Origin of the sequence: Glycomyces dulcitolivorans, assembly GCF_003265355.1 — a bacterium.
Taxonomy (GTDB): domain Bacteria; phylum Actinomycetota; class Actinomycetes; order Mycobacteriales; family Micromonosporaceae; genus Glycomyces; species Glycomyces dulcitolivorans.
Genome location: NZ_QFRW01000051.1, coordinates 1 through 22215, shown reverse-complemented (window position 1 = coordinate 22215; position 22215 = coordinate 1). Strand labels below are relative to the sequence as shown.

The 22215-nt window shown below is 69.8% G+C and carries 19 protein-coding genes; 7 read left to right on the top strand and 12 right to left on the bottom strand.

Features of this window, described 5'->3' with window-relative positions; all coding sequences use genetic code 11:
• Positions 1-54 precede the first annotated feature (54 nt).
• The 4 genes from ehuA to DI269_RS03045 are packed head-to-tail and all read right to left on the bottom strand — an operon-like array spanning position 55 to position 3150.
• On the bottom strand, positions 55-864 hold the full coding sequence (gene ehuA, locus DI269_RS03060) for an ectoine/hydroxyectoine ABC transporter ATP-binding protein EhuA (protein WP_269814131.1): 810 nt from the start codon (positions 862-864) through the stop codon (positions 55-57).
• Complete coding sequence (locus DI269_RS03055) at positions 845-1516, bottom strand: amino acid ABC transporter permease (protein WP_112133659.1); 672 nt, start codon at positions 1514-1516, stop codon at positions 845-847. Before DI269_RS03055 ends, ehuA begins: the two co-directional genes overlap by 20 nt.
• Entirely contained in the window at positions 1516-2238 is a 723-nt protein-coding gene (ehuC, locus tag DI269_RS03050) for an ectoine/hydroxyectoine ABC transporter permease subunit EhuC (RefSeq protein WP_112133658.1), read from the bottom strand. The genes DI269_RS03055 and ehuC overlap by 1 nt, the downstream gene beginning before the upstream one ends.
• A 9-nt stretch (positions 2239-2247) precedes the next feature.
• Positions 2248-3150 (bottom strand): transporter substrate-binding domain-containing protein, encoded by a 903-nt coding sequence (locus DI269_RS03045; protein WP_112133657.1) that lies wholly within the window; start codon positions 3148-3150, stop codon positions 2248-2250.
• 225 nt (positions 3151-3375) lie between these two features.
• Here DI269_RS03045 and DI269_RS03040 point away from each other — a divergent pair, with 225 nt between their 5' ends.
• Both DI269_RS03040 and DI269_RS03035 read left to right on the top strand, forming a co-directional pair.
• Complete coding sequence (locus DI269_RS03040; RefSeq protein ID WP_198667101.1) at positions 3376-4179, top strand: GntR family transcriptional regulator; 804 nt, start codon at positions 3376-3378, stop codon at positions 4177-4179.
• Positions 4180-4340: 161 nt separating this feature from the next.
• Positions 4341-5114, top strand: coding sequence for an SGNH/GDSL hydrolase family protein (locus DI269_RS03035; protein ID WP_198667100.1), 774 nt, complete (start codon positions 4341-4343; stop codon positions 5112-5114).
• Positions 5115-5170: 56 nt separating this feature from the next.
• Here DI269_RS03035 and DI269_RS27570 read toward each other — a convergent pair whose 3' ends face one another.
• The 3 genes from DI269_RS27570 to eccD form a co-directional block, all read right to left on the bottom strand.
• Positions 5171-5935 (bottom strand): nuclear transport factor 2 family protein, encoded by a 765-nt coding sequence (locus DI269_RS27570; RefSeq protein WP_198667099.1) that lies wholly within the window; start codon positions 5933-5935, stop codon positions 5171-5173.
• 129 nt (positions 5936-6064) lie between these two features.
• Positions 6065-7657, bottom strand: a complete 1593-nt coding sequence (eccB, locus tag DI269_RS03025) for a type VII secretion protein EccB (RefSeq protein WP_112133654.1) — start codon at positions 7655-7657, stop codon at positions 6065-6067.
• A 36-nt stretch (positions 7658-7693) separates the two neighbouring features.
• A complete protein-coding gene (gene eccD / locus DI269_RS03020; protein ID WP_157974731.1) occupies positions 7694-9097 on the bottom strand; it encodes a type VII secretion integral membrane protein EccD in 1404 nt (467 codons plus the stop codon).
• 217 nt (positions 9098-9314) lie between these two features.
• On the opposite strand from eccD, the gene eccCa reads away from it, so the two are divergent.
• Positions 9315-13358 (top strand): type VII secretion protein EccCa, encoded by a 4044-nt coding sequence (eccCa, locus tag DI269_RS03015; RefSeq protein ID WP_112133652.1) that lies wholly within the window; start codon positions 9315-9317, stop codon positions 13356-13358.
• A 119-nt stretch (positions 13359-13477) separates the two neighbouring features.
• Complete coding sequence (locus DI269_RS03010; RefSeq protein WP_112133651.1) at positions 13478-14554, top strand: hypothetical protein; 1077 nt, start codon at positions 13478-13480, stop codon at positions 14552-14554.
• A gap of 1 nt (position 14555) precedes the next feature.
• On the opposite strand, the gene DI269_RS03005 is transcribed toward DI269_RS03010, so the two are convergent.
• The 3 genes from DI269_RS03005 to DI269_RS02995 are packed head-to-tail and all read right to left on the bottom strand — an operon-like array spanning position 14556 to position 17244.
• Positions 14556-15110 (bottom strand): hypothetical protein, encoded by a 555-nt coding sequence (locus DI269_RS03005; RefSeq protein WP_112133650.1) that lies wholly within the window; start codon positions 15108-15110, stop codon positions 14556-14558.
• Between the two features lie 47 nt (positions 15111-15157).
• A complete protein-coding gene (locus DI269_RS03000) occupies positions 15158-16879 on the bottom strand; it encodes an alpha/beta hydrolase (protein WP_112133649.1) in 1722 nt (573 codons plus the stop codon).
• Entirely contained in the window at positions 16876-17244 is a 369-nt protein-coding gene (locus DI269_RS02995) for a hypothetical protein (RefSeq protein ID WP_157974730.1), read from the bottom strand. The genes DI269_RS03000 and DI269_RS02995 overlap by 4 nt, the downstream gene beginning before the upstream one ends.
• A 274-nt stretch (positions 17245-17518) precedes the next feature.
• Between DI269_RS02995 and DI269_RS02990 the strand changes: the two genes are divergently transcribed.
• A complete protein-coding gene (locus DI269_RS02990; protein WP_112133647.1) occupies positions 17519-19000 on the top strand; it encodes a S8 family serine peptidase in 1482 nt (493 codons plus the stop codon).
• Between the two features lie 112 nt (positions 19001-19112).
• Here DI269_RS02990 and DI269_RS02985 read toward each other — a convergent pair whose 3' ends face one another.
• Positions 19113-20354 carry a hypothetical protein gene (locus DI269_RS02985; RefSeq protein WP_112133646.1) on the bottom strand — a complete coding sequence of 414 codons (1242 nt, stop codon included), beginning with the start codon at positions 20352-20354 and terminating at the stop codon, positions 19113-19115.
• Between the two features lie 43 nt (positions 20355-20397).
• Positions 20398-20988, bottom strand: coding sequence for a hypothetical protein (locus tag DI269_RS02980; RefSeq protein WP_112133645.1), 591 nt, complete (start codon positions 20986-20988; stop codon positions 20398-20400).
• Between the two features lie 486 nt (positions 20989-21474).
• Here DI269_RS02980 and DI269_RS02975 point away from each other — a divergent pair, with 486 nt between their 5' ends.
• Positions 21475-21765 carry a WXG100 family type VII secretion target gene (locus DI269_RS02975; RefSeq protein WP_112133644.1) on the top strand — a complete coding sequence of 97 codons (291 nt, stop codon included), beginning with the start codon at positions 21475-21477 and terminating at the stop codon, positions 21763-21765.
• A gap of 36 nt (positions 21766-21801) precedes the next feature.
• On the top strand, positions 21802-22077 hold the full coding sequence (locus tag DI269_RS02970) for a WXG100 family type VII secretion target (RefSeq protein WP_269814129.1): 276 nt from the start codon (positions 21802-21804) through the stop codon (positions 22075-22077).
• Positions 22078-22215: the final 138 nt, after the last annotated feature.

Sequence of the window (22215 nt, the reverse complement as noted above, 5' to 3'; positions counted from 1 at the left end):
GCCGCTATGCGGCGGCCCTCGGGCGGGGCCGTTCCCTTACGAGGAGCGGGGAGATCAATCTGCCAGAACGGCCCTAAGGAAGTCCTGAGTGCGCGCTTCTTGCGGCTCGGAGAACATCGCCTCGGGCGGTCCCTGCTCGACGATCCGGCCGCCGTCGAACATCATCACGCGGTCGGAGACGTCGCGCGCGAAGCCCATCTCGTGGGTCACGCACAGCATCGTGATGCTGGTGGTGTCGGCGACGTCGCGCAGGACCGCGAGCACGTCGGCGACGAGCTCGGGGTCGAGGGCGCTGGTGACCTCGTCGAGCAGGAGGATGTCCGGGTCCATCGCCAGCGCGCGGGCGATCGCCACGCGCTGCTGCTGGCCGCCGGACAGGTGCGAGGGGAACTCGCCGGTCTTGTCGGCCAGGCCGACGAGGTCGAGCAGGTCCAGGGCCTTCGCCTCGGCCTCCTCCTTGGAGCGGCCGGCGACGTGGACCTGGGCCTCGGTGACGTTGCGCAGGACCCGCATGTTCGGGAACAGGTTGAACTGCTGGAAGACCATGCCGACCTTGGTGCGCCGCTGCCGCAGCCACTTCTCGCTCGCGGGGACGAGGCGGCCCTTCTTCTCCATGTGGGAGTAGGGCTTCCCCTCGACCCAGACGACGCCGCCGTCCCGTTCGGGGTCGGCTTTCGGCGTCACCTTCTCCAGGGTCATGAGCAGCCGCAGGATCGTGGTCTTGCCCGAACCGGAGGGCCCGATGAGCGTCACGCGCTCGCCGGGGTCGACGCGGAAGCTCAGCTCGTCGAGGACCGTCAGGTCGCCGAACGTCTTGCGCACGCGGTCGAACTCGATGATGGGCTCAGTAATTGGACTTGGCAAGGCGGTTCTCCAATCTGCGCATCGCGACCGCGACCGGGTACGAGGCGGCGAGGAACAGCAGCCCGGCGAGGGTGTAGCCCTCGACCGCGCCGGTGTAGTGCTGGCCCTGGAAGGCCCTGGCCTGGGCGATCATCTCCATGACGCCGATGACGAACAGGGTCGGGACCTCTTTGAACATGGCGATGATCCAGTTGCCGACGGCCGCGGCCGAGCGGCGGAACATCTGGGGGAGGACGATCGCGCTCCAGACCCGGTGGGACGGGAGGTTGAGCGCGGTCGCGGCCTCCCACTGGCCCTTGGGGACCGCTTCGATCCCGGCTCGGTAGGACTCCGAGGTGTAGGACGCGTAGTGGACGCCCAGCACCGCCGAGCCGACGGCGAAGGCGCTCCAGTCGGGGTTGATGTAGAGGCTCGTCGCCGTCCAGACGATGAGCACCTGCACCAGCAGGGGGGTGTTGCGGATGAACTGGAAGACCAGGCCCAGGGGCCGGCGCATCCACACCGGGCCGCCCCGCTCGCCGACCGCGACGAGCAGGCCCAGGACGACTGCGACGACCCCGGCCACGAGGGTGACCTGGAGGACTGTCAGGAAGCCGTCCCACACGGCCGGGAAGATCTCCCGGAGGGTCTCGTTGCTCCAACCGGTCTGCATCAGCGGACACCTCCAGTGGCCACGTCGGGGGCCAGCCGGCCCGCCGCGGGCTTCGCGTCGATCCCGAGGCCGCGCTTGGCCCGGCGTTCAAGGGCGCGCATGCCGGTCCAGATGAGCCAGGCGAGGACGAAGTAGATCACCAGGACGACCGCGTAGTGCAGCAGCCGGTCCTGCCCCGGCTGCTTGCCGAGGAGCCCGGCCAGCCAGGTGATGTCGAGGATGCCGATGACCGACACCAGGGCCGAGGCCTTGAGCAGCATGATCGCGAACGCGCACAGCGAGGGGATCATCTCGGGCCACGCCTGGGGGAGCACCACGAAGCGCATCTTCTGGAGCGGGGTGAGGTTCAGAGCGGTCGCGGCCTCCAGCTGCCCCTTCGGGACGGCCGCGATCGCGCCGCGCACGACCTCCGAGGAGTACGCGCCGTAGTTGCAGCCGAGGGCGATGATCCCGGCGACGATGAGGTAGTCGAACTGGACGCCCAGCACCACCGGCATCGCGAACGCGAACCAGAACAGCTGCACCACCACCGAGGAGCCGCGGAAGAACTCCACGAACACCCGGGCCGGGGTGCGCACGGCCAGGAGCCGCGAGCCCGTCATGAGCCCCAGCGCGAACGCCAGGACGAGCGCCAGCGCCGCCGAGGCGACGGTGACCCCGATCGTGACCAGGAGCGGTTCGCCGTATCGGGGGAGTGATTCGATGACCGCCTGCAAGTCCATGCCGGCCTCCTACCGGTAGGTGTCCGGGCAGAGGTCCTCGGCCGTGAGGCCGTCGGGGAGGTTCTCCTCCACGGTGAACCCGTACGGGCCCGTCAGCTCCTCCCACGTCGCGGTGTCGGCGAGCAGCTTGTCGAGCTCCCCGTTGAGCGCGTCGCGGAAGTCGGTGTCGCCGGGCTGGAACACGGCCGCGCCGGCGCCGATGATGTCCTCGCCGGTGTCGGGGTCGACCAGCCAGAACCCGTCGGTGACCTCGACTTCGGGGTCGGCGTCGGCCGCGAGGCGCAGGTTCGCGCTGGTGAGCGCGATCGCGTCGCAGCGCCCGGCCTTGAGTTCGAGGATGAGCGAGTCGAGGTTGGCCTGCACGTTGATGCGGTCCTCCCCGTAGATCCGGTCGGCGATCTCGTGCTCGCTGGTGCCGTTCATGACGCCGACGACCGCGTCGGTCTCGGCCATCGTGTTGAAGTCGGTGTACCCGCCGGGGTTGCCGGCGAGGGTCATGAGCGCGTCGGGCATGACGTAGTCGGGGTTCGCGAAGGCCACGGCCTCGCAGCGCTCGGGCGTGACGTACATGCCCGCGACGACCATGTCGTGGTTGGTGCCCAGGCCGGTGATGAGCGAGTCCCACTCGGTGAGCTTCCACTCGATCTGGTCGGCCTTGACGCCGAGCTGTTCGAGCAGGTGGACCTGGGTGTCCACCGACTGGCCGGTGACGGCGCCGTCGTCGCCGGTGTAGGCGTAGGGGGCCTCGTCGGCGTAGGCGACGCGGATCGTGCCGCCGTCCCGGGCCTCCTTGAGCAGGCCCCCGCCACCGCCGCCGTCGGTCCGCGAGCAGGCTCCGAGCGCGAGGGCCGCGGCCCCCGCTGAGCCGCCGAGGAGCAGATGGCGGCGGTTGAGATGCAGTTCGTTCGACACGTTGGTCGCCTCCTGAGTCGGGCTCGGGTGTCTTGCCGACCCTAACGTTCTATTGTAAGTTTGTCGACAATCAGATTATCGACGTTCGGTAACGATAGCGCAAGCCGCCCGGACCGCTCCGCGAGAGCGCCCGTCCCCGGGCGCAACCGGGTCCCGACATCGAACGTGATGTACGGGTCGGCAGTAAGATGCTGCCCAGAAGCGACAGAGGGAGAACGGGACGACGTGGCGACTCGCAGCAGCGGACTGAGCGGGCTCGAAGGCAACCGCCAAGTGGGGCGACTCGCCCCCGTGCGCCGCGCCTCGACGGTGGACCTCATCGCCGAGCGCCTCCGCGAAGCGGTCGTCGACGGCTCGCTCCCGCCCGGCACCGTCCTCGGCGAGGCCGAACTCGCCTACCAGCTCGGCGTCAGCCGCGGCCCCCTCCGCGAGGCCATGCAGCGCCTCACCGCGGAGGGCCTCCTCGTCATCCCGCGCCGCCGCGGCCTCGCCGTGCGGACAATGACCATTGAGGACGTCCGCGACATCCACTGGCTCCGCGCCCGCATCGAACCCGAGCTCGGCCGCCGCATCCTCACCCTGCCCCCCGCCGAGCGCCGCACCGTCCTCGCCGAACTCGGCGCCGAGGTCAAGCGCATGCAGCGCGCCCTCAAGAAGGACGACGCCCGCGCCCTCGGCGACGCCTACCTCGACTTCCACCGCGTCCTCGCCGTCTGGGGCGGGTCCCTGCGCCTCGCCCGCATGCTCGGCACCCTCCTCATCGAGACCCGCCTGTGCACCTTCTCGATGTTCGAGCACTTCGAGGTCCACCGCGACCTCGTCCCCGAGCACGTCGCGTTCGTCGAGGCGCTGGCCGCCGAGGACGGCGAGCGCTTCGACCTGCTCGTCCAGGCCCACCTCGAAGCCGAGGTCCGGCGGCTCCTGGCCGAACCCGAGGACTCCAAAGAGGATGAATCAGACCGGCTGCACGCCGAGACCCCCGACGAGCCGCAGCCGCTGGACCGCCTCGATCTGCCCGAGGGGCTCTGAAAACCCCTGCCGCCCAGGGACTATAGACCGGCGTAAATTTTCTGACTTGGCACATTCCGTTGGTGGACTGCGCGTTGTGCAACCGTTATAAATAAGGCTCCCGAGTCCGGACAAAATTCGAGACGGAGCCCAAAATGTCCTACCCCCGGAGAATCTCCACAATGGCGGCGGCGCTCACCGCCGCCGTCGTGTCGGTCCTCGCGCTGACCAGCGGTGCCGCCCAAGCCCAGACCATCGAGTACGTCGCCCTCGGCGACTCCTACGCCTCCGGGGTCGGCACCCGCGCGTACATCGACGACGGCAGCGGATGCTCCCGCTCCGAGGCCGCCTACCCGTCACTGATCGCCGACGAGCTCGGCGCCGACCTCGAATTCGCCGCCTGCTCGGGCGCGAAGACCGGCGACGTGCTGAACAACCAGCTCGGCGCGCTCTCGGCGTCCACCGACCTGGTGACGATCACCGTGGGCGGCAACGACACCGGCTGGGCCGGGGTCGTGCAGCGGTGCGCCTACCCGTACCCGTGGACCTGCGACGCGCAGATCGACGCGGCCGAGGCGTACATCAAGAACCAGCTGCCCGCCAAGCTCCACGCCGTCTACGACGCCATCGAGTCGGCCGCGCCCAACGCCGAGGTGATCGTCCTGGGCTACCCGCGGCTGTTCAACGGCGAGCAGTGCAACGCCATCGCCCGCATCAGCCCCGGCGAGCAGTCCCAGCTCAACGCCGCCGCCGACCTCCTCGCCACCACCATCGGCCAGGCCGCCGCCGGCCACGGCTTCGAGTACGTCGACGTGCGCGACGCCTTCGACGACCACGCGGTCTGCGACGACACCGAGTGGGTCAACGGCGTCTCCTACCCGATCGGGGAGTCCTACCACCCCAACACCGCCGGCCAGCGCGACGGCTACTTCCCCCTGCTGAACGCGCTCGTCTGACCCGGACACGGAGCAGGGCCCCGGCGGTCTCCGCCGGGGCCCTTGACGTTTCAGGTCTAGAAGAGGCCGCCGCCGCAGATCTTCCAGACGCCGTCCTCCTTGACGAGCTCCACGGTCAGCTCCTGGTCCATCGGGACCGACTCGCCGCCCATGGTGGCGCTGCCACTGATCGTCGCCGGGACCGTGGCGGTGTCGCCGTCGATGGTCTCCTCGCCGGTGGTGTACGAGACGTCGAACGAGGCGCCCTCGAACATCTCCTGGTACTCGGCCATGTCGCCCGAGGTGGTGTCCTGGATGCCCTCGTCGATGTCGTCCTGGTACTCCTTGCACATGTACGGACGGATGTCCGAGACCATGCCCTCCAGGTCGGTGAAGCCGCCCGAGTTCAGCGAGTCGATCGTGGTGCCCATGTAGCCGTCCACGACCTGCTTCGGGGAGTCCCCGGCGCCCGGCCCGCCGCCCCACGGCTGGAGCACGAGCAGGACGATCGCGATGACCAGAACGACCACGCCGCCGCCGATGCCGAGGATCAGCGGGGTCTTCGACTTCGGGGCCGGCGGCAGGGCGCCGGGCGCGCCGTAGCCGGGCTGGGCCCCGTACCCGGGATGCTGGCCGAAGCCCGGCTGCTGCCCGTACCCGGGCTGCTGGGGCTGGGCGCCGTAACCCGGCTGCTGCGGCTGGGCCCCGTATCCGGGTTGCTGGCCGTACCCGGGCTGCTGCCCGTAGCCGGGCTGTTGAGGCTGCTGGCCGTAACCCGGCTGCTGCCCGTAGGGCGGTTGCTGATTGGGGTCGAACCCCGGCTGCTGCGGCGGGTAGGCCATGACGCTTCCTCGTTTTGTCGGGTGTGTGTCGCGCCAGGCTAACACGGGTGCACCATCCCTGAATCCCCAGAAAACGCCAAAGCCGCCGGGGACTGGGAAGTCCCCGGCGGCCTCAGGCGTCACTGAACGTCAGCCCCCGGCCTCGGCCGAGGACTCCTCCGTCTCGAACACCGGTGCGTCGTCGGCGTCGATGAACATCTGCTTCCGGGCCTCGCTCGGATCGAGCGAGTTGCCCGGCGGGATGAGCCCGATCATCTCATCGGGCACCGAGATCGGCTTGACGTCGGCGTACCCGAGCAGCTGCTGGGTCGAGTCGGTGATGCCCACGTCGACCAGGCCGTGCCGCACGCCCTGGTCGCTGATCAGGTACGTGAAGCCCTCGATCGTCGCTCCCTGGGCGCTGCGGGAGTCGGCGAGCGCGGCAGTGCCCTCCGGCAGGACCGTCTGCGCCGAGATGTCGTGGTTGGAGAAGATCTCGCCCCCCTCGGTGAACTCCACCGCCGCCGCCGCGTCGGTGAGGTCCTTCGGGGCCGCCTCGTACATCGCGATCTGGAGCTGGGTCTCTTCGGTGCCCTGGTCGTCGGGGTCGTAGACCGCGCACACGGCCGGCTGGCTGGAGTCGACCGACCAGACCTCGCCGCTCAGGTTGGCGTCGGGGTAGTCCTTCGGGAGGTAGGTCGCGTCCGAGCCGATCTCGCTGCGCACGGTCGGGTCGACGACGGCGGTCGCCCCGTACTTGGCCGACAGCAGCAGCTCCATGGTCGGCGAGATCTGCGCGAACTCGTCCCCGCCGGGGGTCTTGAGCAGCGTGTACAGGCTGTTCCCGGACTTGACGGGCTGGCCGTAGGCGATGGGGTTGTTCTCGTCGTCCAGCACGGTCGAGGGCTCGCCGAAGCCCTCCTGGGGGACCGGGTCGATGTCCGCGCCCGGGGTGATCGTCTGGAGCATGCTGTCGTTGAGGGCCATGGCGTCGTCCAGGTTCAGCTCCAGGTCGTTGATGAGGCCCCGGGCCGATTCCTGGTCCGTCCCGATCTTGTACTTCTTGCCGTTCCACAGCAGGTAGTAATCGGGGATCTCGCCCTCGTCCTCCTTGACCGCGGTCTTGGCGAGCAGCCAGTGGTCGTCGCCGAGCCACACGTCGGGCTCGGCCATGTCCTTGAGGATCAGCTGCGTCAGCATGAAGCTCGCGGTGCCGCCGGCGGTGCGCGGCATCGAGCAGGTGTTCCAGTTCTCGTGCTGGAGCAGCTCCTTGGGGTCCGGCGGCTGCGTCGGGACGTCCTGGATACCGATGGTGAAGGGCCCGCGGGGGATGCCCGCGATCGAGGACGGCTTCAGGTCCTGCACCGGCGCCGTGCCCTCCGAACCGGGCTTGACCAGCAGCAGCGCCGACGTGTAGTTCGCGACCGGCCACAGCTTCAGCGGGTCCTCCGGGGTCGGCTCGCCGCCGCTCTTCGTGGTGTACACGTAGACCGAGTTCGAGCCCTTGATGGTGATGATGTTGCCGGGCTCGGGCAGCGCGTTGCCCTTGTTGAACAGCGTCGCGATGGCGAAGCCGCCGAACACCAGCGCCAGCACCATCACCGACACGAAGATCGACAGGCCGATGCGCCGCAGCGGCCGCTCGATCGAGTCGGGGTTGGCCAGCACCAGCGCCTGGTTCATCCGCGAGGTGATGAACTTGTGGGCGTCCACCTGCTCGCGGCGGGAACGCATCTGGGGCATCGGAATTCGCCTCTCGGATCGAAGGGGGAGTCGGGGCTAGCCCCGCAGCGACAATGCGATGTCGTACAGGTTGCAGACCCAGCCGACCAGCGGGAGGATCGACACGATGAGCAGCGCCTCGATGATGTCGAGGGAGCGGCCCCAGGTGGGGGCGATCTTCTTGCCCGCCACGGCCAGACCGTAGACCATCGCGATGAGCGTCAGCAGGGTCAGCGCGCCCAGGATCACCGTGAGGCGCACCAGGATGTTTCCTTCGCTCGCCACGAAGATCGCGGCCAGCGTCGCCGTCAGGCCGCCCATGCCGCCGGTGAGCATCACGATGCGCGCCGGGCGGTCCTCGATCGTGCGGGCGCGGCTGAGCAGCACCAGCGACAGGATCGTCGCCAGGATCAGGCCCGGGACCGTGCCCGAGAACGCCAGCGCGATCGCCGACACCAGCCCGGTGACGGCCGCGAACGAGTACAGCGCCTCCAGGTAGTTCCCGGCGTGCTCGGAGAGCTTCAGGATCCGCTTGCCGTCGATGGCCTCGGTGTCGCCCTCCTTCAGCTCCTCGGTGGTCGTGGGGAGCGTCGGGGTCGGCACCATCGCCATCGTCAGCGACAGGCGCGGCGCGGCCGGGAGGATCACCAGCGCCAGCGGCGCGGCTATCCCTGCGGCCGTGGCCGCGGACCCGCCCGGGATGATCTCGGCCAGCGCGGTCGAGATCCCGAGGACCACCGAGCCGAGGATCGTCACGATGAACACCGGGGCCGAGGCCATGTCGCCCACGGCCACCATCGCGAGGACGCTGAACAGCAGGATTGCGGCGGACGCGATGAGGACGTGCGGCCCGGCCAGCTCGAACAGGCTGCGGTCGCCCGCGGCGATGAGCAGGCCGCCCACGCCGGCGTACAGGACGGCGGTGACGCCGAAGTACGTGGCGGCCCGGGAGTCGCCCACGGCCCGCGACAGCAGCGCCGAGGCGCCCACGAGAATGGCCGCGACCGACAGGCCGACGATCGCGCTCGCGAGGTGGCCGGTCAGGAGGATCGCGATGGCGCCGACGCCGAGGGCGGCGGTGCCGACCCCGACGCTGAAGCGCTTGGTCGCGATGTGGTCCCAGCGGTTGCCGCGCTGCTCGGTGGCCGTGGCGACGGCGTCGATGACGTCGTCGAACACGATCTCGGGCTTGGCCGCGTCCGCCGGGTTGAGGTACAGCATCTCGCCGTCGGTGATCGCCAGCTGCGAGCACGAGTGGCCGGTGTCGAGGGGGGCGTCGCCGAGCCGGGCGAGGATCCAGCCGCCGTTGTCTCCCGCCTCGTCGATGTAGTACTCGCCGGCCTGGTGCAGGATCGTCGGCAGCAGGTCGGAGAGGGGGATGTCTGAGGGCAGTGCGAGGTCGATCCTGGTGCGTGGACTGACGATCGTCACCCTGGAGAGAGTGGCCGACTTGGTGCTCACCGCGCGAACCTCCGGGTCGGGTCGGAATCGGGGGGACTGTAAAAGGATAAATCCCGCATGCCACGACCGGTGTACCGGCCGAGTGGCGATGCGGTTCTACCCTGTTAGTGCGATACTCGACAGAGCGCACTTATATCTTTTATACGGCAGCGCTCAAGTTACGGCTAACCAGCGTCGCCGTGGTAGGCGCATCCCCCGGTGAGTACAAGGACCCTCTGTGACGACCAAACTCTTCCGCAGGCCGCCCCGCAAGCGCGGACCGCAGGCACCCCGCGGCGACATCCTCCTGGAGTCGCCGCCGGACATGCCTGACCCGCAGCCGAAGAACATCTCGCAGTATCTGATGATCCTGCCGATGCTCGCCGGCGCCGCCGCCATGGCGATGATGATGATGACCCGCGTCGGCACCGGCGCCAACCAGAACGCCGGGTCGAGCACCATGCGCATCGCCATGGGCGCCATGATGGGCATCTCCATGGTCGGCATGATGGCCACCAACCTGGGCGGCAACCGGGCCCAGAAGAAGGCCGAGTTCAACGCCGACCGGCGCGACTACATGCGCTACCTCAACCAGGTGCGGCGCCGCGCCCGCAAGGGCGCCGAGCGCCAGTGGCGCGCGGCCCGGTGGCGCCACCCCGACCCGAAGGCCCTGTGGTCCCTGGTCGGCTCCCGCCGCATGTGGGAGCGCCGCGCGAAGGACGACGACTCGCTCGACGTGCGCGTGGGCATCGGCAAGCAGCGCATGACGATGAAGCTGGTGCCGCCGGAGACCAAGCCGGTCGAGGACCTGGAGCCGATGACGTCGATGGCGCTGCGCCGCTTCGTCGCCGCCCACTCCAACGTCATCGACATCCCCCGGTCGATGAAGTACACCGAGGCCGCGCGGCTGGTGCTGCGCGGCGACCGGTCCACGGTCATGGACAACATCCGCGCCCAGCTGACGCAGCTCGCGGTCCTCCACTCGCCCGACGACGTGATGATCGCGGTCGTCGCGGACAACGAGCGGATGCCCGAGTGGCACTGGATGAAGTGGCTGCCGCACCTCCAGCACCCGTCCGCCGAGGACGGGGCCGGGCCGGTCCGGATGTTCTACAGCACCACCACCCAGCTGGAGAACTCGCTGCGCGAGCAGCTGTCGAGCCGCGGCGCGTGGTCGCCCGGCGCGACGGTCGGCGACGGCCAGGCGCACCTGGTCGTCGTCCTCGACGGCGGCGAGGTCGACCCGACCGGCATCATCGCCGCCGACGGCATGGCCGGCGTGACCGTGTTCGACTTCTCCGGCTACCTGCCGCGCAAGCCCGGACCGCAGATCAAGCTCTACGACGTCACCGCCGAGGAGATCTACACCGACCAGGCCGGCCGGCGCCGCGTGCTCGGCAAGCCCGACGCGCTGTCGTACAACCAGGCCGAGGGCATCGCGCGCTCGCTGGCGCCGTGGCGGCTGACGCTCAAGGGCGCCTCGGGCGCGACGGAGTCCGGCGACGAGGACGCCTCGCCGATGGCCGCCCCGTCGAGCCTGGCCGAGATGCTCGGCTTCAACGACTCCGCGGCGCTCGACCCGGCCGTGCACTGGCGCGAGAAGCCCGTCAAGGACTACCTGAAGGTCCCGATCGGGCCCGGCCCGGACGGCGCCATCGTCGACATCGACTTCAAGGAGTCCGCGGTCGGCGGCATGGGCCCGCACGGGCTGCTCATCGGCGCCACCGGCTCCGGCAAGTCCGAGGTGCTCCGCACCATCATCGGCTCGCTGATCGCCACGCACTCCTCGGAGGAACTCAACTTCATCCTCGTCGACTTCAAGGGCGGCGCGACCTTCGCGGCCCTCGACGACCTGCCGCACGTCTCCGCGGTCATCACCAACCTCGCCGACGAGATCGAGCTGGTCGACCGCATGGCCGACGCGCTCGAAGGCGAGCTGGTGCGCCGCCAGGAGGTCCTGCGCGCCACCGGCAACTACACGAACCGGTGGGAGTACGAGAAGGCCCGCAAGGCCGGGCAGCCGATGGACCCCATGCCGACGCTGCTCATCATCGCCGACGAGTTCTCCGAGATGCTCGTCGCGAAGCCCGAGTTCATCAACCTGTTCCTCCAGATCGGCCGCATCGGCCGCTCGATCGGCGTGCACATGCTGCTCGCCTCGCAGCGGCTCGAAGAGGGCAAGCTGAAGGGCCTGGACACGTTCCTGTCGTACCGGGTCGCGCTGCGCACGTTCTCGGCGCAGGAGTCGCGCACCGTCATCGGTTCGGGCGCCGCCTACGAGCTGCCGCAGGCCCCCGGCCACGGCTACCTCCAGGTCGGCACCCAGGACCTGGTGCGCTTCCGCGCGGCCTACGTCGGCGGGACCTACAAGCCGCCGAAGCGGGTCGCCTCGCGCGCCGAGCGCATCGCGGCCGTCCAGCACAAGGTCCAGCGGTTCCTGCCCGGCTTCGTCGAGCTCCCCCCGGAGCCCGAGGTCGAGGAGGAGCCCGAGGAAGAGGTGATCGAGCCCGAGGTCGCGGACGAGAACGAGAGCCTCTCCGACCTCGAGGTCATGGTGAACAACTGCCTCGGGATGGGCCGCCCGGCCCACCAGGTGTGGCTGCCGCCGCTCCTGGAGCCGCCGACGCTCGACCAGCTGCTCCCGCCGCTGGAGGCCGACCCGGTCCGGGGCCTGTCCCCGAAGGGCTTCTCACTCAACGGGAAGCTCCACGCCGTCCTCGGCGAGGAGGACCGGCCGTTCGAGCAGCGGCGCAGCCCGTTCATCGTCGACCTCTCCGGCGCCCAGGGCACCGCGGCGATCGCCGGCGGGGCCCAGTCGGGCAAGTCGACGATGCTGCGGTCCATGATCGGCTCGCTGTCGCTGCTGCACACGCCGCGCGAGGTGCAGTTCTTCTGCCTCGACTTCGGCGGCGGCACCCTGCGCGGCCTCGAAGGCCTCCCGCACGTCGCGGGCGTCTTCGGCCGGCAGGAGGAGGAGGGCGTGCGGCGCACGATCCAGGAGGTCAGCACCATCCTGGACGAGCGCGAGGCGTTCTTCACCGTCAACAAGATCGACGGCATGGGCTCGTACCGGCGCATGAAGGAGCAGGGCCGGTTCCAGGAGGACCCCTACGGGGACGTGTTCCTGGTGATCGACAACTGGATGACGCTGCGCGAGGACTTCGAGCCGTTCGTGGACCAGGTCCGCGCCATCGGCAACCGCGGCCTCGCGTACGGCGTCCACGTCCTGGTGACCTGCACCCGCTGGGGCGACATCCGCATGAACATGCGCGACATGTTCGGCCTGAAGCTGGAGCTGAAGCTCTCGGACAACATGGAGTCCGAGATCGACCGCAAGGCGGCGGCGAACGTGCCGAAGAACCGCCCCGGCCGCGGGCTCTCGCTCTCGAAGCTGCACATCCTCGCCGCGGTGCCGCGCGTCGACTCGGTCCGGGACGGGGACGACCTCCAGCCCGGCGTCGAGGACTTCGTCAAGAAGGTCAGGCAGGCGTGGCGCGGCCAGCCGTGCCCGCCGGTGCGCCTGCTGCCCAAGCAGCTGCACGTGGCCGACTTCCTCAAGGCGGTCGACCGCACCAAGCCGGGCATCCCGATCGGCCTCAACGAGGCCGGCCTCAAGCCGGTGTACCTCGACTTCCAGAACGAGCCGCACCTGCTGGTGTTCGGCGACTCGGAGTCGGGCAAGACGAACCTGCTGCGGCACATCGCGCGGCAGATCCAGGCGACGTACACCGCCGACCAGGCGAAGATCATCATGGCCGACTACCGGCGCGGCATGCTGGAGGAGATCCAGAAGCCGACGCTGCTGGACTACGCCATGTCCGGCAAGCACTTCGAGGGCTCGGTGAAGAACCTGAAGGGCCCGATCGAGAAGCGGCTGCCCGGGGACGACGTCACGCCCGCGCAGCTGCGCGACCGGTCGTGGTGGACGGGCCCGGACCTGTACCTGATCGTCGACGACTACGAGATGGTCGCCCAGCGCGTGAACCCGCTGACGGCCATCCAGGAGCTGATCCCGGTCGGGCGCGACATCGGCTTCCACGTCATCATCGCCCGCCGCGCCACCGGTGCGGCCCGGTCGCTGATGGACCCGATCGTGGGCCAGATCAAGTCGCTCGAATCCCCCGGCCTGCTCATGAGCGGCAAGCGGGAGGAAGGCGCGATCTTCGGGAAGCTCCGCCCCAGCCCGCAGCCCCCGGGCCGCGGCACCCTGGTGCGCCGCAAGGACGGCGAGCAGCTCATCCAGACGACGCTGCTCCCCCCGAACGGCACCCCGAGCGCCTAGGAAGCACCACCTGCCCGCAGGGCCGCCCTCCAGATGCAACTGGAGGGCGGCCCTGCGGCGTACTACGCTCGTACCGGCGCGAAACACCCTCGCGCTCACTGCACCTCAAGGGCCCGAATGTGAACCCACTGCTCACGCCCCCCGGCACCGCCCCCGCACCGCTCGCGGCCCGGGGCCGCCCGGCGTGGCCGCCGCCCGGCGTGCTCGCCCTCCAGGCGCTCCTGCTCGCCGAGGCCATCGCGGTCGTCGCCGTCTGGCTGTGGTCCTGGCGCGGCGTCCAGGCGTACGCGTGGCCCGGCGTCGACAACGGCCTGGCCGAGCGCGGCATCGCCTACCTGCTGGTGCTCGCCCCGTCGGTCCCGGTGAACGTCCTCGCCGCGATCTGGCTCGGCCGAGGCGGCCGCCGCGCCCGCCTCTACCTCGCCGCCGCCGCCTCGCTCGCCCTCGTCCAGGTCGTGATCCTCTTGACGCCCGCGGCGATGCCGGTGCGCGAGGCCATGACCGACGGGGCCGCGAACGTCGGCCTCCGCCTTCTCACCGCCACGGCCCCGATCCTGTTCATCGGCGCCGTCCTCGCCGTCACCGCGAAGGCCCGCGGCTGGCTCGGCGCCGAACCGGACCGCCCGCGCAGCCGCATCGCCGGCGTTGAGACCGCCGTGTGGTCCCTCGCGCTGCTCCTGGCCGTCGCCGCCGGAACCGAAGTGCGCCAGTGGTCCCTGGCCGCCGCCGAACCGGGCGAGCCGCGCGGCGAGTACACCGAGGCCGGCACCTGGCAGCGCCTCGAAGACGCCGCCGCCGACACCACCGGGGCGCTCCCGGCGTTCTCGGGGTTCGCGGCCCGCACCGTCGAGGTCGCCGAATGCGGCTACCGCACCCCCGCCGGGCTCGCGACCTACCGGTACACGCTCACGTACGAGCTGCGCGCCGCAGACTTCCCCGCCTACGAGGCCGCCGTCCAGACCCGCTGGGCCGAAGGCGACTACGAGCTGACCTACGACGGCGCGACCCTCGAAGGGGTCCGCCGCATCACCGCCGAGCGGTCCGACGAGATCGCCCTCGCCTACACCGGCGGCGACGCCCCGGCCCTGACCCTTGCCAGCGGCTGCGTCGAACGCGTCGACGGCGAGCCCGCATGCGTCGCCCCGCAGGGCGGCCCCACCACCGACACCGTCCTCGGCATCGCCTGCCGGGACTGACTCACAGGCCCGAGTAGTCCGCCTCGCCGGCCTCGAACCCGGCCCTGGGAATCCCCTCGGGGAAGTACCCGCCGACCAGGTCGCCCGGCCCGCCCGGCGCGATCCCGCCGGTCGGCGGCACGTACTCGATCTCGTCCTTCTCGCTGCGCCGCACGCACCCCGACTGCACGACCAGCCCGACGACACCGGAGACCCGGTACCAGAGGTTGAAGCCATCGGGAGTCAGCGCCTCGACGTTCCGGTCGGTCCGGCCGCTCGCCAGGACGACGGCGTCGTCGCGGTGCACGTCGAGGCCGTCTGCCTCCCACCGCCCGCGCAGTGCCTCCGCGTACGTCTCGCGCACCAGCGGGTCGCCCCACAGCGGCTCGGCGAACATGTACGAGACCTCCACGCCCACATGGTCGGGCTCGTCGGCGTGTTCGCACGGCACCTCGTGCCAGGTGCGGGACGCGAAGCCGGGGAAGTCCGGCAGCGCCGCGACCGCCCCGGCCGCGGCGGCCTCCATCGGGGCGTACACCTCGGCCTGCGTGCGCAGCGCCGGTTCGGGTTCGGTCATGGAGCATCCTGCGAGCAGTAGGGGGATCGCGAGCGCGGCACCGGGCCTCACCGGACGCCGCTGGTCTGACCGGTGACGATATAGGCCATGTTGTCGCGGGCGGCGTTGCGGGGATGGCCGTTGTCGCCGTCCCAGTAGGAGGAGTGGTTGTCGGCGTTGTCCTTCCACAGCTCGTCGAGCCCGTCGGCGTCGCGCGTGGCGTCCGACTTGAAGGTGCGGCCGCCGAACGCGTCCGAGACCGGGTCGGTGCCGTGGACCAGGTCGTCGTGGTCGGAGGTGAAGTACCCGACCGCGCCGCCGATGAGCCCCCCGACCGGCCCGCCGAGCAGGCCGCCCGCGCCGCCGCCGACGATCGAGCCGATCGTGTCCTCCCGGGCCCAGCCGATGATGTCCTCCTCGTTCCTGGTGGCCCACACCCGGTCCGGGTCGATCCCCAGGTCCGACGCCGAGTCCACGCCGACCCCGGGGGAGCCGACGAACACCATGTCGTCCACGTCCAGCCCGGCGTCGCGCGCCGCGATGCCCACGGTCGTCGACCCGTAGGAGTGGCCCGTCACCGTCAAGTGCGACTCCCCGTCCTCGTCGACCGCCCGCAGGCCCGCTGCGAACGAGCTGAGGTCCTGCGCCGCGTCCTCGGCGTACTGCTTGTCCATGGCGTGCGGCACCACCTCGTCGGGGGCGTCGTACCCGAGCCACAGCACCGACGCGGTCGACGCGTTCGGATCGGCCCAGTACGCGTCCCCGGCCATGAGAGCGGCCCGGTCCACGCTCCCGCCGACGTTCCCCAGGTCGGCCCCGGTCCCCGGCACCAGCACCGAGACGTTGTCGGCGGTGTCGGGGTTCCCGATCGCGACGATCGCCCGCCCGTCCTCCGCCGAGGAGTACCCGAGCAGGTAGTGGTCGAGCGCGGGCCCGCCCGCGCCGACCTGGTACGGCTCGCTGACCGTGTCCCGCAACCGGGTCAGGTCCTCCTGGGTCCCGCGCAGACCTTCGAGCCGCTTCTGCAAATCCTGATTTCCCGGATCGACGGCAAGCCGATCCTCGACGTTCTCGATCTCGCTCTCGCGCCGGTGCAGCTCCCCGTCGAGCAGGGTCCGGTTCGCGGAGTCCCTGACCCCCGAGGGGATCCCGTCGACCTGCGCGAGCAGCTCGGGCCGCGACTCCAGCAGCCCCTGCTGCTCGAACGGCGACAGGCCGTCCCACCACGCGTTCACCGCCGCCGGGCTCGACCCGCGGTCGAGCATGTCCTGGAAGTCGTCGGCCAGCGCCACCCCGGCCGCCAGCTCCGCGCGTTCGCCGGCATCGGCGGTCCCCGCGATCGCCGCCACCGCCGCGTGCAGCGTCTCGTCCGCCTCGCCGACCGCTTCGAGGATCCCCTCGATCCGCGACTCGAACGCCGCCACGTCCGCGGCCTCGCCGGTCACCACCCCGTCGGCGTCGACCGACAAGCCCTCCGGCAGCGACGCGAGCAGCTCCAGCAGCTCCTCCTGCCGGTCCTTGAAGACCTCGACGGCGTCCTCGATCGCCGCCGCGATCCGGCGGCACTCCCCGGCCCGCTCCACGGTGTCGTCGCCGATGAGCTTCACCCGCGACCGCACCTCCTCGGCCACCGTCCCGGTCCACTGGGCCTCGCCGATCTGCCTGCGCCGCAGGTCGTCCAGCTCCGACTCCCGCTCTTCGAGCCGGCCCGCCTGGGCCCGCCACTGCTCCCCGACGGCGGCAAGGGGCCCGAAGTCGGCGTCGCGCAACGCGCTGTACGTGACGCTCACGGCAGCTCCGGCGCCGGCGTCGTGCGCGAACCCGGCTCGACCGGGAACACCTCGGGGTCGGCGTACTGCGTGAACATCTCCGCGGTCATCGCGTCCAGGTCCACGTGCTGCACCGCGTACACCGCCAGGAACGCCCCCAGCTCCTCCACCCGGCCCCGCAGCCCGGGCACGATCGCGCCCTCCCACCGCTCGACCGCCTGGGCCACCTCGCCCACCCCGCTGAAGGCCCCGGTGTCCACCGAACCCGCCAGCGCGCCGCCCTCACTGGCGACCTGCTTGAAGTCCTCGTACAGCCCGTCGGAGGCCGCGAACATGGAGACGCCGCCCTGCTTGAGCTCTTCGGGATCGAGCGAAAGATCAGTCATGCTGCGCCCCAAGGGAACAGCGGCGGGCAGGGCGGTTCGAGACCGGTGGGGCGCTCACGGGGGGTCCAATCTCTCGTGTGCCGATCAACACACAGCGTACAAATCCCAGGCAAACGGCCGATAGTGGCGACGCACGGAACGTCCCGTCCGTGATCGAATTGTTATCTTCCCGCGGCGATCGTCCGTGGCTCGCAGGGCGGAAACAGGTCCGGTATGTTGTGGGGCAGAGCGGACAGCGCTGTAACGACCGGCACACGGAAGGGGTCCAAACCCTATGGCCATACCTCTCACGCCAACCCCCGCCGAACCCCGATCCCCACGCCGAGCCCTCCGCACCGCGATGGGCGCGGGCCTTTCCACTCTGGCGGCCGCGGCGGCGGTCGTGGCACTCCCGGGCACGGCGCTGGCTCAGGACACGACCTTTTATGACGAGAACGCTTGGGTCACGGAGCTCATCGGCGCCCCTGCGGCTTGGGAGACCTCGCGGGGCGAGGGAGTCACCGTCGCTGTCATGGACACCGGGGTCGCCGACCATCCCGCCTTCGAGGGCAAGGACATCCTCCCTGGATTCTCGCTCCTGCAAGGTGAGGCCGATGGGAGAGCAGACGCCGATGGGCATGGAACCGCCGTTGCGGCAGGCGTTCTTCTAGCCGCCCCCGAAGCCACGATTCTTCCTGTCCGCTTGGAAGGCGGCGGCACGAACTTCGGTGGCGCGCTTGGAGATGCCGAATACGGGGCGTTTCGACGCGCAGTGGATGAGGGCGCTGATGTCCTCGTCGTTCCCTGGCACATCACGGGTGAAGCCTTTGAAGAGGACCTTGCGGCCTTCCAGTACGTGATCGACAAGGGCGCCATCATCGTCGCCTCGGCTGGCAACGAACCGGGGGAGCAGATCGGCTTTCCCGCCGCTGTCCCTGGCGTCGTTGCGGTTACGGGTGCCGACGAGAACGGTGACTTCCTATCCGCGACCAGTACTACCGGGCCCGAGGTCGTGCTGTCGGCTCCGGCGGATGAGATGACCGTGCCGGTGCCGTCGACGGGAAGCCTCGGCGGGGACTCCGATGAATACAGCCTGGTCACGGGCGGCACATCTATGGGTGCCGGTGTCACCGGCGGCGTTGCCGCGCTGACCTGGTCCGCCCATCCTGATCTCGATGCCAGCAATGTCATTCAGCGGCTCATTCAGACCGCCGGGGACGGCAGCGGCACCCGGGGCGGTGACACGGGCTTCGGTCTGGTCAACGCCGAGCAGGCGGTCAACTCCGGTGATGTCGAGGCGGTGGAGGAGAACCCGCTCGGATACCCGATGGGCGAGGCGGGCGCCAGCGGCGCCACTCCCGACGACCCCTCCTCTGAAGCGGCCGAAGGGGAAGAACCGGGTGCGGCATCAGGAGGCCCCTCGACCTCCGCTGAAGGCAACAAGGAGTCGAACCTCTCGGCCATCATCGTGGTGGCCGCTGCGGTCGTGCTCCTCGGCGCTGGTATCGCGGTCTGGCTGGTGCTCCGCGGACGGGGCCGCAAGGCCGCGCAGACGCAGCAGACCGGGTTCAACCCGGGCCAGGACCCTTCTCAAGGTGGTTACCAGCAGCAGGCCCCCCAGCAGCAGTACGTGCCGCCGATGGGCGGCGGCCAGGGCTACGGCGGACCGCCTCCGGGACCGCAGGGCTTCAGCAGCCCGCCCCAGGGGTACAACAACCCGCCCGGAAACCCGTCAGAACCGAGCCCGTGGCGTCCGGGAGACCCGAACCAGCGTTAGACATCGAAGGGCCGCAGCCATTCGGCTGCGGCCCTTCGTTTTCGTTCCCGGACACGAGAGAGGGGCGATCGGTCGAGCCGATCGCCCCACATCGCGTAGCTAGAGCAGTCCGTCAGTCCTCGTCGAGTTCCTCTTCGCGGACGCGGTTGCGGCTCCAGTCGACGTCGTCCTCCCGCAGCCAGGTCTCCCTGGTGTAGGTGTCCTCGTCGTCATCGTCGTTGTAGCCCGATCGGGTGCCGCCGCGCCCGCCGCTGCCGCTCCGGCTGCCGCCGGGGCGGTTGCCGTTGCCGCTGTTCAGGCCGCCGCGTCCGCCGGTGCCCGAGCCGGATCGGCCCGTGCCAGAGGAAGCGCCGGCGCGAGCGGGGCTGGAGCTGCCGGTGCCGCGGGGCGTGCCGCCGGGTCCGCGGCCAGGGGTGTTCCCCGCGCCGCCGACCGGAGTGGCGCCGCGTGCGGGCCCGAAGAGGCCTGCGCCGCCCGCGATGGTGCCGCCACCTGCGCCGCCACCGCCACCCATGGTGGGCGCGTAGCCGCCGCCACCGGTTGGGACTCCGCTGCCTCCGGCGAGACCACCGGCGAGCTGGCCGTCGGTGTCCTCGTACGAGCCGGGGTCCCAGCCGCCGTCCACGGGTTCGAGGTCGTCATCAGTACCGACGCCGCCGTCTTCACCGGCGGTGTCGAGGCCCGTGGAGTCGGTGGGGGCATCGCGAACGTCGTCGGAGTTCGAGAGCGCGGCGTCGGCGAACACGCCGCCGGTCGGCTTCTCGTACGTGCTGTTGCCGGGCATGTCGCTCGGGGGCGGGGGCGGGGGCTCGCTGAAGTCCTTTTCCTTCGCCAACGCGTAGTGCTCGCCGAGGTCCGCCACGATCTTCGCCATCGCCTCATGGCGCCCGTCGACGTACTCCTCGTACTGCCGCTCGTACTGGGTCTTCTTGGCCTCGTACTCCGGCTTGGTCTTGTCGATGTTGTTGCTCTCGAGCCAGTCGTCGTAGGTCTCGGTCGAGCTCGGGTAGAGGTCGGCGCCCTGCGCATCGGTCTGAGCGGTCTTGAGGTGCTGCGCAAGCCGGGGAATCCTCAGCTCGGCCATCGACTTCATGCCCTCTTCAGAGGCGATGCTGTAGTCCTCGACCACGCTCATGCGGTACTCGAACTCGTCGGCTGCGCTCCCGGTCCACTGCGTGCGGAGCGACTGCACGTGGACGACCATCTCCTCCCGGGCGGCCTTCATGCCGCTTGCGGCGGAGCTCCACACCGAGCCGCCTTGCTCGACGGCCCAGTCGTCACCTTCGTTGAGCATGTCCCACAACTGCTCGTGGGTGTAAGTGCTCTTGTAGAAGTCCTTGCCCTTGCCGGCCATTCTCAGCTCCTTCCTAGGGGTTCGTCAGTGATCTCGACTGGACTCAGAGCAACTCGGGCGGTCCGTCGTCGCCAGCGGGTTCATCCCCGACCGGCGGCGTGTCGGTCTCGTTGTTGTTGTCGTTGCGCGCATCGGTCACGTCGGACTCGGTGATACCGCCCCCGCGCGAGTCGAACTCGGATCCGATGCTCGTGACACTCGCGGTGACGTTGCCGTCGGACTGGAGGTAGCCGGTCTTGATGTCTTCGCTGATGACCTTGCCAGTGTTGAGGCCGTGGGAGACGCGGTCGATCTGCTCCGCCCGGGACGGGTAGAAGACCGTCTTGTAGGCCACTGCAAGTTCTTTGGCGTCGTCGAAGCCGCCGAACGGAAGGTTCACCGTGTCGACGTCGCGCAAGGTGCCGGAGTTCATGTACTCGGGGTTGGCGCCCTCGCGCACGCGCACCACGCTGCCGCCCATGACCTGGCTGCGGTAGAACTCTAGGTCGCTGACCGTCAGACCCATCTCGGAGATGAAGTCGTCGAACGACTCCTCGGTCATCTGGAAGCGGGTGCCGCTGGAGTCGGTCACTGTGTAGGTGCCGTCGGTGTTCTGGACCGCACCGCCACCCATGTCCTCGGGAAGCAACGTCATCACCTCGATGGGTTGAGATTCGTCAGGGGGTATGGTCGGGGCCCTCGCGAGACGTCACGCCGTTCGGTGGGCACGCGACTGCTCCGATCTGTGCTCGTTCCAGCATACCGATGCACCGCAATCCGGACGCCGTTGGCGGCACGGCATGGCACGAACGGGGGAGATCGGGACACAAGGGAGCGGCCCCGGACGGCCCGACCTGTGGTGAGACCCCGCAACCCCGGCCCCGCCGACCGCAACGCGCTGCCCCTTTCGCCCCGACTACCCCAGGGGTCGCCCTGGTTGCCCCGTACGCCCGAGGTGGCACTAAGTGGGGATACACGGGCTTGGTCACTACTAGTAAACTCGGAGACGCACCGCCAGCCCGGTGAGCTTGCACGGACGGGTTATGGTGACTGCGGAATCGATGAAGAACTCACTGGGATACCCCTGACGGCCTAGGTCCTAGAGCCGCAGCCCCCGGTTCAAGTATCAGGAGGTGTATCGATGGCTGAAATGGATGCCGACACAGTCCACCAAGCAGCGGTGGACACGTTCAGCACCAAGAACGACGTTGACGGAATCCTCGGCGGCCTCAAGTCGCTGGTGGAGAGCCTCATCGAGTCGTGGCGGGGCGCCGGCTCCACCGCATTCGGTGGCGTCATGGACGTCTGGAACCAGGAGTCCGCCGACCTCATGGAAGCCCTTCAGGGCATCGGCGAAATGCTGGACTCCAGCGGTACCGCCGCCACCGAGACCGACGAGGCCGACGCCGGCTCGTTCGCCGGTCTCCTCTAACTACCCCCGATACCCAAGGAAAGAGGTGAACCAGACGTGATCAGGCTTAATTACGCGGAAATGGAAGAGGCCAGCCAGCGCATCATCGCCGACTCCCAGGCGATCAACGACGCGCTGACCGACCTCGGCAACAAGCTCGACCTCCTCGAGTGGGATGACGAAGCGGCCGAGGCCTACCAGAACAAGCGAGCGGAGTGGACCCAGTCCCTCCAGAAGCTGAACGAGATCCTGGAAGCCGTCGGTGGTGCCGTCAACACCGCCAAGGAGAACTACCGCGACACCGAGCTTGCCAACAAGGCCAAGTTCGCCTAGTCGAGCGGAGTCTTCCATTGACTCGTGAGGACCCGGGACGATCCCCGATCGCCCGGGTCCTTCGCCGTTCCCCGAGGTGAAACCTCGCGGAAGAACGGATGAACGAAGAGCGGGGTGCGGGCCCATCGGCCCGCACCC